General features: G+C 41.7%; 17 protein-coding genes and 1 pseudogene. 7 read left to right on the forward strand and 11 right to left on the reverse strand.

Translation table 11 applies throughout. The features are described from left to right. Nucleotides 1-52 precede the first annotated feature (52 nt). The 3 genes and pseudogenes from V7K45_RS08315 to V7K45_RS08325 form a co-directional block, all read left to right on the forward strand. Nucleotides 53-568, forward strand: a complete 516-nt coding sequence (locus V7K45_RS08315) for a L,D-transpeptidase (RefSeq protein ID WP_335002227.1) — start codon at nt 53-55, stop codon at nt 566-568. Nucleotides 569-1,071: 503 nt separating this feature from the next. Beyond that, nucleotides 1,072-1,602, forward strand: coding sequence for a L,D-transpeptidase (locus V7K45_RS08320; RefSeq protein WP_335002229.1), 531 nt, complete (start codon nt 1,072-1,074; stop codon nt 1,600-1,602). Nucleotides 1,603-1,725: 123 nt separating this feature from the next. Next, nucleotides 1,726-1,863, forward strand: a pseudogene (locus V7K45_RS08325) (Uma2 family endonuclease); the annotation flags it as partial. A 41-nt stretch (nt 1,864-1,904) separates the two neighbouring features. Here V7K45_RS08325 and V7K45_RS08330 read toward each other — a convergent pair. From V7K45_RS08330 to V7K45_RS08340, 3 genes are read right to left on the reverse strand one after another with little or no spacing between them, the layout of a single operon-like run. Continuing rightward, on the reverse strand, nt 1,905-2,306 hold the full coding sequence (locus V7K45_RS08330) for a helix-turn-helix domain-containing protein (protein WP_335002231.1): 402 nt from the start codon (nt 2,304-2,306) through the stop codon (nt 1,905-1,907). Then, complete coding sequence (locus V7K45_RS08335) at nt 2,290-2,583, reverse strand: type II toxin-antitoxin system HigB family toxin (RefSeq protein ID WP_335002233.1); 294 nt, start codon at nt 2,581-2,583, stop codon at nt 2,290-2,292. The genes V7K45_RS08330 and V7K45_RS08335 overlap by 17 nt, the downstream gene beginning before the upstream one ends. A 5-nt stretch (nt 2,584-2,588) precedes the next feature. Further along, entirely contained in the window at nt 2,589-4,187 is a 1,599-nt protein-coding gene (locus V7K45_RS08340) for an Hsp70 family protein (protein ID WP_335002235.1), read from the reverse strand. Between the two features lie 477 nt (nt 4,188-4,664). Here V7K45_RS08340 and V7K45_RS08345 point away from each other — a divergent pair, with 477 nt between their 5' ends. Beyond that, on the forward strand, nt 4,665-5,108 hold the full coding sequence (locus V7K45_RS08345) for a WYL domain-containing protein (protein ID WP_335002237.1): 444 nt from the start codon (nt 4,665-4,667) through the stop codon (nt 5,106-5,108). Between the two features lie 117 nt (nt 5,109-5,225). Here the strand turns inward: V7K45_RS08345 and V7K45_RS08350 are convergent, their stop codons facing one another. Then, a complete protein-coding gene (locus V7K45_RS08350) occupies nt 5,226-5,465 on the reverse strand; it encodes a hypothetical protein (protein ID WP_334924310.1) in 240 nt (79 codons plus the stop codon). A gap of 915 nt (nt 5,466-6,380) precedes the next feature. Here V7K45_RS08350 and V7K45_RS08355 point away from each other — a divergent pair. After that, nucleotides 6,381-6,938 (forward strand): HPP family protein, encoded by a 558-nt coding sequence (locus V7K45_RS08355; protein ID WP_289799537.1) that lies wholly within the window; start codon nt 6,381-6,383, stop codon nt 6,936-6,938. Between the two features lie 282 nt (nt 6,939-7,220). Here V7K45_RS08355 and sppA read toward each other — a convergent pair whose 3' ends face one another. Continuing rightward, a complete protein-coding gene (gene sppA, locus V7K45_RS08360) occupies nt 7,221-9,056 on the reverse strand; it encodes a signal peptide peptidase SppA (protein ID WP_335002240.1) in 1,836 nt (611 codons plus the stop codon). A 71-nt stretch (nt 9,057-9,127) separates the two neighbouring features. Continuing rightward, complete coding sequence (gene fni / locus V7K45_RS08365) at nt 9,128-10,177, reverse strand: type 2 isopentenyl-diphosphate Delta-isomerase (protein ID WP_335002242.1); 1,050 nt, start codon at nt 10,175-10,177, stop codon at nt 9,128-9,130. Nucleotides 10,178-10,330: 153 nt separating this feature from the next. Here fni and V7K45_RS08370 point away from each other — a divergent pair, with 153 nt between their 5' ends. Next, nucleotides 10,331-10,915, forward strand: coding sequence for a Uma2 family endonuclease (locus V7K45_RS08370; RefSeq protein WP_335002244.1), 585 nt, complete (start codon nt 10,331-10,333; stop codon nt 10,913-10,915). 97 nt (nt 10,916-11,012) lie between these two features. On the opposite strand, the gene V7K45_RS08375 is transcribed toward V7K45_RS08370, so the two are convergent. The 5 genes from V7K45_RS08375 to V7K45_RS08395 form a co-directional block, all read right to left on the reverse strand. Beyond that, nucleotides 11,013-11,135 carry a hypothetical protein gene (locus V7K45_RS08375; RefSeq protein ID WP_335002246.1) on the reverse strand — a complete coding sequence of 41 codons (123 nt, stop codon included), beginning with the start codon at nt 11,133-11,135 and terminating at the stop codon, nt 11,013-11,015. Further along, a complete protein-coding gene (locus V7K45_RS08380; RefSeq protein WP_334893200.1) occupies nt 11,136-11,987 on the reverse strand; it encodes an abortive infection family protein in 852 nt (283 codons plus the stop codon). 369 nt (nt 11,988-12,356) lie between these two features. Further along, complete coding sequence (locus tag V7K45_RS08385) at nt 12,357-12,749, reverse strand: hypothetical protein (protein WP_335002249.1); 393 nt, start codon at nt 12,747-12,749, stop codon at nt 12,357-12,359. A 91-nt stretch (nt 12,750-12,840) separates the two neighbouring features. Continuing rightward, nucleotides 12,841-13,113 (reverse strand): hypothetical protein, encoded by a 273-nt coding sequence (locus V7K45_RS08390; RefSeq protein WP_335002251.1) that lies wholly within the window; start codon nt 13,111-13,113, stop codon nt 12,841-12,843. A gap of 124 nt (nt 13,114-13,237) precedes the next feature. Next, complete coding sequence (locus tag V7K45_RS08395) at nt 13,238-13,492, reverse strand: hypothetical protein (RefSeq protein WP_335002253.1); 255 nt, start codon at nt 13,490-13,492, stop codon at nt 13,238-13,240. Nucleotides 13,493-13,635: 143 nt separating this feature from the next. On the opposite strand from V7K45_RS08395, the gene V7K45_RS08400 reads away from it, so the two are divergent. Beyond that, complete coding sequence (locus V7K45_RS08400) at nt 13,636-15,906, forward strand: NACHT domain-containing protein (protein WP_335002255.1); 2,271 nt, start codon at nt 13,636-13,638, stop codon at nt 15,904-15,906. Nucleotides 15,907-15,982 lie beyond the last annotated feature (76 nt).

A 15,982-nucleotide genomic window follows, 5' to 3' on the forward strand; every position in this document is an offset into this window, starting at 1 on the left:
GAACCCGATCGGTTTCTCATGACCCCATGATTTGAGTGTGAGTGTATCTAAAATGAAAAGACAAATTTCTCCTGACTGGGTGCGTCGCCTACAAATAATCCTCACTGGTACAGTACTGTCCCTAAGTGTTTTTACTACTACTGGAACCAGTGAAGTTTGGGCAAATACTAAAGATCAAGTGATTGCACAAAAAATCCAGACATTACAACAATCAAATCAGCGCTGGATTCAAATCGATCTTTCCAAGCAAAGATTAATAGCTTGGGAAGGTGACAAAGTTGTTTATGGAAGTGCTATTTCCTCTGGCAAAAAAGCCACTCCTACTCTTGTCGGTACTTTTAAGGTTCAATCCAAGTTTAAAACTACGCGGATGCAGGGAGAAAACTACAATGTTCCCAATGTTCCTTATGCGATGTTTTACCAAGGTAATTACGCTATTCACGGAGCTTATTGGCATAAGAGATTTGGCACTCCAGTGAGCCACGGCTGTGTGAATATTGCACCTAAACATGCTAAATGGCTATTCGAGTGGGCATCGGTAGGGACACCAATAGTCATTCATAAATAGTAGGTGAAGCAGCCAAAAGGCAATTTAGGTAAAATTATAAATAACAACAAATCAAGACAATTAAGTGATTCCCAGCAATATTTTATGCTGGGAATCTTCGGAGTCGCAATTACTGAATTTGAAATAAAATCTAGAAAAGGGCATTTAACTATTTGCCTAAAAAATAAGCGGAAATCCTGACAATTCCTCTATGAAATTACAAATGCAAATATAAATTTGGGGAAAATTTGTATTTAAGCATTAAAATGACAGATTTTTGTAAAGATTGTCCTTTGTAATTAGTCATTGGTCATTAGTCACTAGTTAGGACTCATCATTTAATTATGGACAAATGACAAATGTACAAATTGGATACGGATTAACTTAGGACTTGTTTTGAGAAGCTTTAGCGGATGAATTGCGTAAATCCTCGACAGGAAGTTAGAAGTCACTTTGGAAATTTGTAGTTTTCCAGAAAATTACTTCACTTCATGATTTTTGCGTAGTTTAGAAGATGAGGCATAATGCAAACTTGGATTCGCCGTGGTGGAATTCGTTCTTCAGGAACTTTTTGTACTGGCGTGGCACTGATGGTGATGACTTTATTCTCTTGGTCATCACCGTTAACAGGTACACCAAACTCGACTACAGCAACAGCCACGTCAGTCGATGAAAACAGCATCACTGTAAATAACATTAGCCAACCTCGCTGGATTGAAATTGACTTGTCAGAACAACGTTTACGTGCATGGGAAGGTAATAAACTTGTTCATTCATACCGCATTTCGGGAGGTAAGCGATCGACCCCCACACCCATAGGTAGATTTCGGATTAATTCTAAGTATCGTACTCACCGGATGCGAGGCAGAGGCTACAATATTCCTGACGTTCCTTACACAATGTATTTCTACAGAGGCTATGCCATCCACGGTGCTTACTGGCATAACCGTTTTGGCACTCCAGTCAGCCACGGTTGCGTAAATTTACCTGTTAAGCAAGCTGGCAATCTTTACAGATGGGCTTCAACAGGAACTTTAGTATTGGTGCATAAATGATGGTGAATTGATCCTTGCTGCAATTCTTACCTTGATGTATGGACAGATGCGTTACACTGCGTCAGCGCACCTGTTCATCTATACTGCTAAACTAAAAACACGTTTTTCAGGGATTTAGGAGCTATGAGCGCCACAACTACTCAACCTCTCACCCTGAACGAATTTCTGAAGCTCCCAGAAACAAAGCCTGTAAGCGAATATATTAACGGTGAGATTATTCCTAAGCCAATGCCGAAAGGGAGACACAGCCGCTTACAAGTGGAATGAGAAAAAGCGTAGGCATAGCCCGTCGTAGACATCGCTTAATTCTGAAACAAACTAGTATCAACGTGAAAAAAGTTGCCTAAGACCTTAGCCATCTCCTGAGTAATTTCTTGTTTTCCACTCATAACTTCAGAAACAACCTCTCTTGAACCAAGAATTGCTATTAACTCAGCTTCGTTAACATTTTGAGCATCGATTAGATGCAGGAACATTGAGTGTGCTGTTGATTCTCCTATTGGATAATGCTCATCTTCATATTTTTCTATCAGAGCGATCAACAGGTCTAATAATGCCGACTCTTCCAAAGTTCGGTTAACTCGATGGGACAGTTCCTGAGCTAGTGTAATAGCTTGCTCGTTTTCTTCATCTGTTTTAATAACCTTGGGTTGATATTGAGCAAGCAAACTAGCATAAGTTTTACGGTTAAAAGTAAGGGTCATTTTTCCATTTATCCTTATCGTATTCTGCGTGATTCAATTTAAGATAAATTATTTGGTCACTATAAACCAAATCAACTATCAGACGATATTTGTTGCCTTTGATATTAAAAACAGTAAAATTCCCAACAGCTTCTGTTTGAGGATAAACTGCTTGCACCTGGGCAAGATTATTCCATGTAGATTTATTGGCAGCCTTGTACCAGTTTTTAAGTGCATCACAGGAATCAGCATAATTTTGGCAAAATTCGCGCAGCTTTTTCCGACTAATGATGTGCATTATATTTAACTCAACTGTGCCACAAGTTGATTTTCTAAAAGTGTGTCATTTGTTAACAAGTCTTCAACGGTGATTCGTAAAAAGCGTTGTTCATCAACTTGAAAGAGGATTTTGATGCGATCGCTTCCAGGATATCCGGTTGGTGTCAGTTGGGCAATTGTCTTCGCACCTTCTCGATCGTTGAGGGGTTTGACGCTGGTTTCACTATTGTCCAGACGGCGAGTAATTAAGCGATCGCCATCAAAATAAACTTCAGTACTACCCGTATCTGCTCCCAATTCTCCCATAATTAATTCAATGCTGGGCTGATTTTCCACAGAAGCGCCTAAGACTAATTCCACTGGTTGACTCATCGGGTATGCTTGTCCAGCTTTAATTAAAGAATGCCATTTGTGACGCTGATTGCGGCGATCCCAGTAGCGGATGCCATAACTATGGTAGAGAAAGTCTTTGATTTGTATCCCTTGTGCTAACTGTAATGCACCTTGAGCGATCGCTTCAAAGGGACGTTCGCAACGGATTTTTTCTGGCTCAAAATACTGTTTGATCCATGTCTGCACTGCTGGTAATTGCACTGTGCCACCAACTAACAAAACTGCATTAATATCTGGAAGTTCTATCCCTTGCCGTCTTGCTTGCTGCAACAGTGTTGTCATCGACTCATCCAATAACTCAAAAAAGGCGTGTTCTTTGAGGATATCTTCAAAAGTGTCGCGGTTTAGTTCCAGTTCATAACTTTCAAATGTCTCATCGTCAAAATAAACTTCACTAGCTTGGTTTTGAGTTGATAGCTGAATTTTTACCCGTTCTGCCAATCGTGTTGTCAAAGGACTTACAGCCAATTCTTGAGTTTTGGCAAAGTAATCTACTAACCAGTTATCAATATCAGTACCGCCCAGATTTTGCCCTGCTTTCGCCAGAACACGGGCAGTTTTGACTTTTTGTTTTGAATCTTCAGCCAGAGATTTATTACCCCATTTGAGGAGAAATCCCAAGGGCTTTGTGCTTGCCTGCACGCTTTGATCCAACCGAACAAGGGACAAATCCAAAGTTCCACCGCCGAAGTCAATCACCAAAAGATTTTCTTGATCTGCCAAACCATAACCCAAGGCGGCGGCTGTGGGTTCATCCAGCATTCGTACTTGTTCGACAGGGAGGCTTTGACATACTGTCCCCAACCAATGACGATAGGCTTCAAAACTGTCTACAGGTACGGTTAACACCAGAGAATCTAACCCACCTTCTAGGGGTGCTAGTTCTTCAATTACTTGAGTAAGGAACCATTGCCCTACTTGTTCAAAGGTGACAATTTGCCCATCTAGTTCGGGTAAGAAACCTTGAATATCTGCACCAATACCGCGTTTGAAGCTGCGGAAAAATCGCGTTTCGCCTTTGAGGTCAAAACCGCGATCGCGTACTTGTTGCCCAACTAAGACTTTATTTTGGGCTGCGTCTTCAACATAAACCAAGCTGGGAATCAGTGGCGGATTGAGACTTTGTTTAATTGACAAGCCTGGTAGAGTCAGGGTTTCTGGCTGCTGGGTTACAGGGTTCCAACGAGCAATGACTGTGTTGCTAGTACCAAAATCGATTGCGATCGCCATATTTTATATTTATTCTCTCGCACGAAGATGCCAAAGCTGCTTTATCTGTGATTATTCTCTATAAGCTACCAAGAAAGCAAATGCACCCATAGGCTTATACCATTTTGGATTTTAGACTTTCCTGCGGAACGCTACGCGAACGGCTACGCTCAGTCGAACGATTTTAGATTTTGGATTGTGAAACATCCATTGAATAAGTGTTTCAGTTTCCCATCTGTCGCAATCATTAGACTTCTTGCATAAGTCGGGTAAAGGGTAAGGGTTAAAGGGAAAAGGGATAAAATTAACATTCCCCTTTAAGCTTTCCCCCTTTCCCGACCTCTTGCAAAAAGCACTTTTGCAAGAGGTCTATTTTTCAAATTGGTATTACTTCTTTGCATCCCAACCCAGATATCGATTCAGTCTGTTGCAGGGAAGTGTTAGCTGCAACGGATAGTACAGTTAGACAACGATCCTGGGTTTTGACGTGTTCAGGAGTTGCAACTAGCTCATTGTTTTTCAGCCGATCGTGCCAGTAGTCAAACAGTGCCTTGCTGTCGTCCATTATTGTGCGATCGCTTTCAGCGACGGGAGATTCGTGGAGAACTAAAGCTTTTAGAAGTGCAAGTTCGATTTTTTCCTGAAGAACTAAAGCTTTTAGAAGTGCAAGTTCGATTTTTTCCTGAAGTTATGGAATTTATTCAGGAGTGGGAGAAGCGACATACTAAGCAAGATATCAAACTAGAACCAAAGGGGAAAAATGGTAAACCTGCTTACGTAGATTATATTGTTAAACTTCCTGAGCGATCGCTGGAGGAGTTTTGTCGCTGGGTGTACCGCTTCATGGACAATGCTCAGTTCATCTCTCCTGAATATCTAGCTGAACAACACCAGAAATTTGCTCGTGCATTAATAGATCGGTATTCTTCCAAAGCCATATAAATTAAGATAATTGACCCACATGACTTTAATGCTGGGCGACAGTCAAAGTGGAGGCATTGGCTAATTAGTACAGAAACCTAATCTAACCCGGAGTTCCGGGTTAGTAGTAGTTCATACTCAATCTTCATTCCGTAACTGCCAGACTGCACCGAAAGCTGCTCCAGCCCCAGCTAACAATCCAGTACTCATTCCTTGGATAGTTTTTTGGAATGGATCTTGAGTTAGGCACTCACTTGTAACCTTACTGTCTTCCAAGCAAAGACTACTTTCTGCCCAACCAGCAGTACCTCCTAAAATTACACCAGTGATACTACAGGAAATAATTAGCAGTAAAAGACGTTGTGTTTTTCTAGCCATAGATGGATGTTTTACTCAATTTTGTACTTTAGACTTTAAATTGGCTTGGTATGTAAATACACTTGCTTTAGATAAAAAACTTTAGATTTTTCCATACTTGAGCCACTGTTTAATCGGGCTGCTTCAGCAAAATTCCAAATCTAAAATTCTGTCAAAGGTTGGAAATTGTAGTTGACTCTCAACTACTTTACACATCCGAGCAGCAAATGTCAGCTGGTTTATGGCTGGCAAGGCAAACTCATGCGCTTCGCCATACTGGTCTGTCTTTAAAATTATGGGTAAACAATTTTGTAGTAAGGACTTTGGTCTTTATTTTCTCAGCACTAAAATCCTGACTACAAAGCCTCAAAGCTAGTTTCACAAATTCAGTAAATTGCAAAGTTTTGCCTAATACGCTTGGGTGAAGTGCTATTGGTGTAGGTAATTGGTCTTTCAAGACGCGAGAAATCGCGTCTCTACAATCTGCGTTTTGGGTTTATCTGAACTGTATTGAGTTTTTGACTACTGATTGATGCTCAAAAAAATATCTACTCAGTCTTCAAGTTGAAGGGTAAAGGGGCGTAGACCCCTTGTGGATCGTTCATCTTTTGCAGAATCTCTACTTGCTGTTGTAATTTCTGAAATTCAGCGGTGGGGGATTGGATTATTTGAGTTGCGTCCCCTTAATTCCGAAAGCAGTCCGCGCTTCTTGTGTTGCCCGCCCAAAAAAGTTTTCTCCTGATTATGACCTTGGCAAGGCCAACTCATCCGCCTCGCTGTTCAAATTAGCCTATTTAGGCAAAACTCCAATAAAACAAAAAATCTGTGTATTTAGATACTTTTTAGAGATTTTTTTCATAAATGTCATGTTATTGTAACTTAAGCAAAGCCTTGCTCAGTCAATTCAAGGAGTCATGAGTATCGAGTGGTTGATTCATGATCGATAGTAAAAAAGTTCGGTTGAAGTGGCAAAATTATTGGTTTAAAACCTTTGGTAGATGGCGCTCGTGTCCGCTAACCTGTCCAATAGAAAGACCTCATCATCGGCATGTTTTTTGGAGTTGGATCGGTAGTTTTTTAGCCATCACAGCAACGTCCTACCTTGCTGTCAAAACTAATTCTCCTTTGCTGATGGCTCCTTTTGGTGCTACAAGTGTCTTGATCTTTGGTGTCCCTGACAGCCCTTTGGCTCAACCTCGTAATGTCATTGGGGGTAATCTTTTAGCTGCTATAGTGAGTCTGATAATTCTGCATTTTTTCGGTTCCTCTCCCTTGGCAATGGGAATGGCTGTTTCTAGTGCGATCGCAATTATGCAGTTTACCGGAACCGTACACCCACCTTCAGGTGCTGTTGCATTAGTCGTTATGATGACGAAACCGGACTGGCAATTTTTGCTAACACCTGCCTTTGAGGGATCGATGATTCTAGTACTATGTGCTGTGATCTTTAATAATTTAGCAGCAGAAAGGACGTATCCAAAGCACTGGTTATAACATTAATCTCTAGAGCAAAATTAATCGTATTAAGTACAAAATGTAGGGGCAATTCATGGTATTAGTGTCAACTTAAGCCGAAAACTATATCGGACAGGCGTTTTGCAAATTCCTCACGCCCTCATCCCCTAACCCCTTCTCCCAAGGGAGAAGGGGTATTGAATGTCTAGCTGCCCTCTCACGGATGGGAGAGAGGGGTTGGGAGTGAGGGCAAAACGTTGTCACCAAGCGGGTTTAGTGTTAAGTTGACACCTGTGATTCATGAGTTACCCCTACAAAAAATTACTCAATCTTCAAGTTAAAAGGCAAACGGGCGTAAACTCCTTGCGGATCGTTCATCTTTTGCAGAATCTCTACTTCCTGTTGCAATTTTTGGAATTCAGCGGTGAGGGGATTGGCTGATTTGAGTTGCGTACCCTCAATCCCGAAAGCAGTCCGCGCCTCTTCTGTTGCACGCCCAAAAAAGCGTTCTCCAAAGCTGCTAGTGCGAGGATATTCTTGCACTTCCCAGTCGTCTCCTAGTTTCGCTTGCTTTACCGTGTATGCGATCGCACTATCCAAACCGCCAATTTCATCCACCAAACCAATTTCTTTGGCCGCCTCACCCGACCAAACCCTTCCTTGGGCAATTTCTGCTACTTTTTGTTCTGGGAGTTTCCGACCTTGAGAAACTTTATTCAGAAACATATTATAAATGCGGTTAACACTGCGCTGATAAATTTCTAACTCTTGAGGCGATTTTGGACGCGAAACTGTTTGACTATCAGCATAACGTCCGGTTTTCACTGAATCCCAAGTAATACCATTATTATTGGCCAGTTTTTCCCCATTGAATAGCAACCCAAACACCCCTATGGAACCTGTAATCGTATTTGGTTCTGCAAAAATGCGATTAGAGTCGCTAGCAATCCAATAACCACCAGAGGCGGCGACATCACCCATTGATACCACAACTGGTTTTACTTCACGAGTTAATTTCACTTCTCGCTGCATGACTTCGGCTGCGGTAGCGCTACCACCAGGACTATTAATTCGTAATACAACAGCCTTCACATCTTTATCTTGTCGCAGCTTATTGAAGATTTTCGCAAAGCGATCGCCTCCTACTTGCCCATCTTCTCCTTTACCATCGACAATCTCGCCCTCAGCATAAACAACGGCAATTTGATTTTTGGAGTTACGTTCTACACCCAAAGATTTACCAGAAACTTGTGCGTAGCTATTCAGGCTAATTTGTCGGAATGTTTTGTCTTCTTTATCGCTATTTGTCAACTTTTTCAGGTCAGCGACAACTTCATCGGGGTATTGTACTAGATCGACTAACCCGCTACTTTTGGCTTGTGTGGCTTCTAGTAAGGACTGATTATCTGCGATCGCTTGTAACTTATTGGGTTCAATTTTCCGACTTGCGCCTATAGCAGTGCGCCACTCTCCCCAAACATCATCCAACAATTTCTGAGTTTGTTCGCGGTTTTCTGGACTCAACTTGTTGAGAATAAATGGTTCAACGGCTCCCTTAAATTTCCCAACTCGCACGACTTGAACGCCAATGCCATACTTCTGCAATGCTCCCGCTAAAAACATTGGTTGTGAACTCAAACCGTTGACTTCCATCATTCCCAGAGGATTAAGTACAATGGAATCTGCCACTGAACTAACGTAATATTCCTTTTCGCTCCAATCACTACCATAGGCGACAATCTTTTTCCCAGCAGCACGAAACTCTTCCAGTGCTTTCCGAATTTCTTTAAGTGAGGCATAGCCGACATTACCAGTTTGGCTTGTGTTCGTTGCATCCAGATAGATGCCGACAATTCGCGGATCGCGCCGTGCCTTTTCCAAAGTTTCCACAACTTTGCGGAGTGCCATTCTATCGTCATCTACACCTGATATTGTGTTTTGAAACAGTTCGCCTGAACTAGGTTCGCTATCAGTAATTTTCATTGACAAGTCAAAAACCAACACTGACTTATCTTTCACGTTTGGCCCAGTATCTTTAGACGAGCTAGCAGCTAATATCAGCAAGAACAGTCCAGTGGTTCCTAGACCACCAAAAATAATTAGTCCTAATAATGTGCCAATTAAACTAGCAAAAGTTTGTTTGATAAAATTACGCATTAGTTATTTGTTATTGGGTATTGGGAATTGGGAATTGGGGATGGGGAAGAATGACTGATAATCTACTTAATTTATTCTATGCGCTGTAAACTGCCAGAGTGCTTTAACTGATACAAGGTAGCGTTGCCAGTGCAGAATAAAACTGTGGTGATTTCGGCGATTAATACTTCAGTGAGTTCCGCGACTGCTGTCTCTGATGTTGCTGCTGCTTGCAAGAAAGGCATTGCTAAACCAGCTATGTCTGCTCCCAAGGCGATCGCAGCTGCAACATCCAATCCATGACGCAAACCTCCTGAAGCAATTAAGGGCACATTTGGAGCGATCGCTCTAATAGTTGTAATGCACTCTGCCGTTGGTAAACCCCAATCAGCAAATGTCCTCCCTAAACGACGCTGCAATGGATTTTCTGCCCGTTCGCTTTCTACTTTTGCCCAAGAAGTACCGCCCGCACCCGCGACATCAATTGCTGCTACCCCGGCGGCGATGAGTTTGTTGGCGATCGCTGCTGAAATACCGTTACCAACTTCCTTCGCAATCACTGGCACTGGTAATTTTGAGCATAATATAGAAATCTTGTCAAGCAAACCCCGAAAATTTGTATCACCTTTGGGTTGAATGCACTCTTGTAAAGGGTTAATGTGTAAAATCAAGGCATCAGCTTCTAGGATGTCCACTACGCGCAAACATTCATCTAAGCCGTATTTATAGTTAAGTTGCACAGCCCCCAAGTTCGCCATTAGCAGAACGTCAGGCGCATACTTGCGGACAGCAAAAGTATCAGCCACTTGGGGTTTTTCTACCGCCACTCGCTGGGAACCGACACCCATTGCAATTTTGTAGTGTTGTGCGACTTGGGCCAAACGTTGGTTAATGATTGCGGCTTGTTCTGTTCCGCCAGTCATGGAAGAAATTAACAAGGGTGCGTCAAGGTGTTTCCCCAGGAAAGTTGTACTGATATCAATATCGTCGTGGTTGAGTTCGGGTAAGCAAGAATGGGTGAAACGATAACGTTCCAATCCATTGGTGATTCGATCGCACTGAACATCTTCTTCTAAGCAGATGCGAATGTGATCGGCTTTGCGATTCTGAGTTTGCGCAGAGATATTGGTAGGGGCGTTCACTAGTAGGTATGGCTAAAAGTATTGGCTTGCGATCGCTATTGTTACATTGTCTGCAACTGTATTTGTATAACAAAAATATTTATTTTTGCTATCTTTCGGGTACGTTACGCTATTGATAACAGAACCATTCCCCCATTTGGTGAGTTAATTAATATGGTTTTACAAACAGAAAAGCGCTACACCCCAGAAGAATATTTGGAATTAGAAGAGAAGGCTGAATATAAAAATGAATACAGGGATGGAGAAATTATCCCAATAATAGGAGAGACAACTAATCACAATAAAATTGCCGGAAATTTTTGTCGGAAATTCCCTTTAACAGTGCAAGGACAAGATTATGACATATATATAAGCGATATTAAAGTATGGATAGCACTGTATCGCCTCTATACTTATCCTGATATTATAGTCATCAAAGGTAAGCCTATTTATGAGGGAACAGGTACAACAACTATTACTAATCCTTTATTAATTGTTGAAGTCTTATCAAATTCAACTAAAAATTATGATAAAACAGATAAGTTTAAATATTATCGTTCCATTCCTGGTTTTCAGGAATATATTATGATTGACCAGTATAGTTTTGCTGTGGAACAATTTGCCAAGCAAGCAGAAGGTCAATGGATTTTTAAGGAATATAAAGGTGAAGATGCGGTTTTAGTCTTAGATTCTATCAATTTTCAAATTGCCTTGCGTGATATTTACGAGCGAGTTGATTTTGAGTTGATTGAGGAATAAAACTGCGAGAACATGGGCATCATTCACCGTGAATGATGCCTATTTGTTGCTCATTAGGCCGTCTGTGTAGCAGCCGCTTTCGAGTCTGCGGTGGATTTTAACCGCGTAATGGTGGCTTTACGAATGCGATCGCTACCAAAGCGATAGGGTTACTCGTCAGCTTATAACGTTCTTGGTCGGCGATCGCCGACAACCTTTGCAACACCACAGGCAGCTTCAATCAGTCCGCTGCACCAGGGGTGGCGTTGTCCTCCTGCTTTTGCATTTGATACTCCTTCGTTTCAAATAAAAAGTCGCACAGTGTTTTAGCCGAATTAACTGCTAATCTTGCGTGATGCTCCAATGGTTTATACGAAATGACATGAGAATCGCTCATCGTATTGCGTAGAGTAGCCAAACCAGAAACTATGCTTGTTAACCCAGAGAGGATTTGCCTCAGACATTCTGCAAGACTTTCTTGCCCTGGAGAAAGATTAAGATGTTTTTGAACCCTTTTATAAAGTTTCGGGAGGTTTCCATCAGACTCCGGTGGATTATGATCAAATTCTTTTTCAATTGCAGACAAAACTGCCTCAACAAGAGATCGTGCGTTAGTAATTGCTCCATCAAAATCGCCTTCAGCAAGTTTCTTGTCACATTTTTTGATTTGCTCATCGATAAAAATGTGTGTTATCTCAACCGAATTTTGATAAGGATGTGACAACTCGATTGGAGAACGACCTAATTTATAAACTTCCCATTTCTTTCCCGCAGGACGTAATTCATAATTATCAAATTCGAGAAATTGGTTGAGATGTTCAATTGCAACGTTAATATCGAGTTCCTTTCCAAGAAAATGACGAGGATCAAGAGCCGAAACCAGGATGTCTTTCATGGTTGGCGTATCATTGAATTCACGTAACTTCTCTTCGGCATAATACCAACGTGAAGGAAAACCATTACCGTATGTATCCTCCGAACCAAATTGATTAAAAAATGAAACCAGTTGTGTACCAGTTCGATAAGGTGAACGCCTTCCATCACCTGTAATAACAGAGCCAAGAGCTGATATTGTTTGTTCCGATAATTTCACACTTCAACCAACCTTTATTACCCGACTAACAATTCTAAAGTACTTCCTCCACCAAAGACTAAGCCACCTAACTATTTAGTATACAGAAAGTTTTCATACAATCTTTTTCATGATAAGCGCCATTTTAAAGACATGGAAAGCGCAGAAATTGAAGCATTGATGCGATCACCAGTCACTTAGTTTCGGGTAAGCATACACGCAAGCTCCCAAGTAAAGCATTTGATCGCGCTATTCATTATAGTGCGTAATTTATTGTTAGATAACAAGGAAACAGGCAGCAATCGCATCCTGTTTGCTGATGAGCTAACTACTAAGGTGATCGCCAAACATAGGCATCATTCACCGTGAATGATGCCTACTTGTTGCTCATTACGCCGTCTGTGTAGCAGCCGCTTTTGAGTCTGCGGTGGATTTTAACCGGGTAATGGTGGCTTTGCGAATGCGATCGCTCTTGCGTACTCCGCCTATCATCTCGTATTCCCGGCTGTCTTTGCCATACTTCAATACCACACCACTGACTAAGCGTTCTGAAGTTTCGCGAATGGCCTTTTCAAGGGTTTCTATTTGTTCCTTTGCTGAGTCAAGGGCAGTTAGCATCATATTATACTCGTCGATCTGGTTGCGGAGTTGCCCGGTTAACTCGGTTAAATGGTTTAGGCTGATCGAATCACCAAAGTCAAGGGTGGAATTAATCGATTTAAATCCGATTACTCTCTGTTCGGTTTTTTCTAGCACGGTAGAGCTTCTTTTTTGGCGTGGCATCAATGCAGACTTTTTACTAAACTTTCTCTTTCTAAAGTGTCTTAATGGGACAATATAGTGGTTCAGTAAAACTTGCAGAATAAGGTATTTTTTATAATAAGATTGACTTGCTAACTAAATAATTACACGCAGTAAGCTTGTGTTTTGGACGAATGGGCTTGTCTTCTGAACAAATGGGCTTGTCTTCTGGACGAATGGGCTTGTCTTCAGGACAAATGGGCTTGTCTTCTGGACGAATGGGCTTGTCTTCTGGACGAATGGGCTTGTCTTCTGGACAAATGGGCTTGTGTTCTGGACAAATGGGCTTGTCTTCTGGACAAAGGTGAGTTTGATTAACCTCTCCCTTCCTTGAACTAAAGTTCAAGTCTGTCCCTCTCCGAGTCGGAGAGGAACGGTTTTGCGTAGTAAAACCAGGGAGAAATCTTTATTATTAGACTAATTACATATAGCTACAGCCCTTCTCTGCAAGCAAAGAGGGGCTTGTGATATTATTTATCCTCAGAATGGTGATGTGTGGGTAACAGGCTTTTTTTCTGTTTTTCTTTTAAACTGCTGGCTTGTTTCAGGACTGGGATACACTGGTTGATCATCCAGATTAAAACCTCAATTGGTGAGTCTCCTTGCTGAATGCGGTTTTTGGCATTTACGCCAATTAGCATTGTTTGTATTAATAACAACATTGTAATGATTTGACGATAAAACTTTTGACGAGTGCTTTGAGTTTGCTTGCCTTGAGTTTTCATTTACTTGCCTCACCTAGATTACAAATCGAGGTTAAGGTTGGGATTAATTGACAAGTAAATTTCCCAAGCGTTGATTAAAAGCCGTTTAAAATCTACATAGGGTGCTTGGGAAAGATGTCTGGCTTGGGAAAGCACAGAACTTTTTGGAAAATTTTTTTCTTTTCGATGATGGTACTTACATGGAGCGGAAGGGTCGGAATCTTAGCTACGATGCTGGTAGAAAACAAGCAGAAATATTGCTGCGTGCTTTACTGTCATTTGTGGAAAATTCGGAAGAATCAAAAGACTGTAAAGCCGATTGGCAAGCAGGTACTGAGTTATGGGTAACGCATTCTACACTAGAAGGACTGGCAGAACTGACGAAGAGTTATAACAACAGCTTAGAGCCAGAAGCAATTAGGAATGCGCTCAACTGTCTGATAAGTCTGAAAATTATTGAGGATAAACGCGGACAAACCAACGCCAAAACTAGAACAAACTCAAAAGTTTGGCTTTTCGCGCTCAAGTTTCCCAGCATCAATAAAAAAGAAAACCTCAATTGGTTGTTTAAGCAAGGCGGGGAATGGGATAAATGCCGAGAAGCTCAAAAAAACAACTCTGCTAAAGTTCCCAAGACTCCGAAAGAAAAATCTCAGGGTATTGATTGGCAAGAAATCTGCGGCGCTATGCTGGAAAAGCACAAGTGTCTCACCACAAATGAGTTGCTGTTTGCTGATGATGAGATGAAATTTGAGCTAGAGGAAATTCATGTCCCTTTAGCATTGGTGGAACGTAAAAAACCGCAGAAGTACAGCGAGGATATTTCCGCAGAGCAAGGTTCGCAACTTTACGAACCGAGTTATGAAGAGAAACAGCGATTTGAACATGAGGCTTTTTTAGAGAAAATTATCCGTGATGGTGTTGGTAAAACTCAAGGACACCGCATCGCATTAATTGGGGAACCGGGTGCGGGAAAAACTACTCAGTTGCAAACTATAGCTTTTTGGATATTAAACAACAATCTGGGTTTACCAGTTTGGATTTCTTTGGCAGACTTGCAAGGGAAAAAGGTAGAAGATTATCTGTTGCAAGATTGGCTGAAGAATGCTTTAGAAGTGGTGCGTGTAAAAGAGGAACAGGAAAATGCTTTCGCAGATTTATTCAAGAATAATTCTGTGTGGTTGTTGTTGGATGCAGCAGATGAAATGTCTTCACCCCAACCATTAACTGAGATTTCCCAGCAGTTGACGGGATGGGTGAAAAATGCGCGGGTTGTGCTGACTTGTCGGGTAAATGTTTGGGAAGCAAACGCCAACGCTTTAGAAAATTTTGAGACGTATCGGTTACTCAATTTTGAATATCCGCAACAAGTGCAAGAATTTATTGGGCGTTGGTTTCACAAGAAGAATGCAGACAAAGGGAAAAGATTATGGCAGGAATTAGATAAACCTGAACGTCAGCGCATCCAAGATTTAGTTAAAAATCCTTTGCGGTTAGCGCTGTTGTGTAGCACTTGGCAAGATTCCGATAAAGGTTTACCGGAAACTAAAGCCGGACTTTATCAGCAGTTTGTGGAAGAGGTTTACAAGTGGAAAGAAAACCGCTTCCCTACCACCGAACAGCAGCAAGATGAATTAAACGCTGCGTTGGGATGTTTGGCAAAACGGGCAATCGATCAAGAAACGTCACGCTTTCGGCTACGACATAAGTTTGTGCGTGAGGAATTAGGTGATGCAAAACAGCAAAATTCTTTATTTTCGTTAGCGTTAAAGTTGGGATGGCTAAATGAAGTTGGATTGGCTGCGGAATCAGCAACGAAAGAGAAAGTTTACGCTTTTTACCACACCACATTTGAGGAATATTTTGCAGCGTTGGCGATTAAGAATTGGGACGAGTTTCTGAATCATGTTCCCAACAACCCTGCGCTAGGCGTTTATCGCATTTTTGCCCCACAGTGGAAAGAGGTGATTTTGCTGTGGTTAGGACGTGAAAATGTGGGGAGGGAAGAGAAGGAAGAGTTTATTCAGGCGTTGGTGGAATTTGATGATAGTTGCGGATTTTACCAGTTTCGTGCTTATTTTCTTGCTGCTGCGGGGGTTGATGAGTGGAAAGATTCTTGCAACGCAGATACTATTGTGGCGGAAATCGTTAAATGGAGCTTTGGCGAGTTTAAGGTTGAGCAAAACAAGTGTGTAAAATTTCTGACGCCAATAGCAGAGGGAGCAAGGACAGCATTGCCTCAGACAAATCGCATAAAAGCGATCGCTGCTTTAGTGGAGTTAATTGGCAATCTACAACTGGATGATTCTACCCGATGGCAAGCAGCATCTAGCTTAGGGGAAATTGACCCAGGCAACCCAAAAGCGATTGATGCTTTGGTAGACTTAATCAGCAATCCACAACTGGTTGCTTATACCCCAATACGGTTCAGTTAAGGCTGAAAGACTGATTAGTGATATGAAATTTAGGAGCTTCAACTCGTTGTCCAGTACCTCTATGTTTTGGCTTTTT

Source organism: Nostoc sp. (assembly GCF_036917375.1).
GTDB lineage: Bacteria > Cyanobacteriota > Cyanobacteriia > Cyanobacteriales > Nostocaceae > Nostoc.

What these genes read in the sequence shown, in the direction of transcription:
- V7K45_RS08315 (WP_335002227.1), top strand. Translation starts at nt 53, where the DNA reads ATGAAAAGACAAATTTCTCCTGACTGGGTGCGTCGCCTACAAATAATC.
- V7K45_RS08320 (WP_335002229.1), top strand. Translation starts at nt 1,072, where the DNA reads ATGCAAACTTGGATTCGCCGTGGTGGAATTCGTTCTTCAGGAACTTTT.
- V7K45_RS08330 (WP_335002231.1), bottom strand. Translation starts at nt 2,306, where the DNA reads ATGACCCTTACTTTTAACCGTAAAACTTATGCTAGTTTGCTTGCTCAA.
- V7K45_RS08335 (WP_335002233.1), bottom strand. Translation starts at nt 2,583, where the DNA reads ATGCACATCATTAGTCGGAAAAAGCTGCGCGAATTTTGCCAAAATTAT.
- V7K45_RS08340 (WP_335002235.1), bottom strand. Translation starts at nt 4,187, where the DNA reads ATGGCGATCGCAATCGATTTTGGTACTAGCAACACAGTCATTGCTCGT.
- V7K45_RS08350 (WP_334924310.1), bottom strand. Translation starts at nt 5,465, where the DNA reads ATGGCTAGAAAAACACAACGTCTTTTACTGCTAATTATTTCCTGTAGT.
- V7K45_RS08355 (WP_289799537.1), top strand. Translation starts at nt 6,381, where the DNA reads ATGATCGATAGTAAAAAAGTTCGGTTGAAGTGGCAAAATTATTGGTTT.
- sppA (WP_335002240.1), bottom strand. Translation starts at nt 9,056, where the DNA reads ATGCGTAATTTTATCAAACAAACTTTTGCTAGTTTAATTGGCACATTA.
- V7K45_RS08370 (WP_335002244.1), top strand. Translation starts at nt 10,331, where the DNA reads ATGGTTTTACAAACAGAAAAGCGCTACACCCCAGAAGAATATTTGGAA.
- V7K45_RS08385 (WP_335002249.1), bottom strand. Translation starts at nt 12,749, where the DNA reads ATGCCACGCCAAAAAAGAAGCTCTACCGTGCTAGAAAAAACCGAACAG.
- V7K45_RS08395 (WP_335002253.1), bottom strand. Translation starts at nt 13,492, where the DNA reads ATGAAAACTCAAGGCAAGCAAACTCAAAGCACTCGTCAAAAGTTTTAT.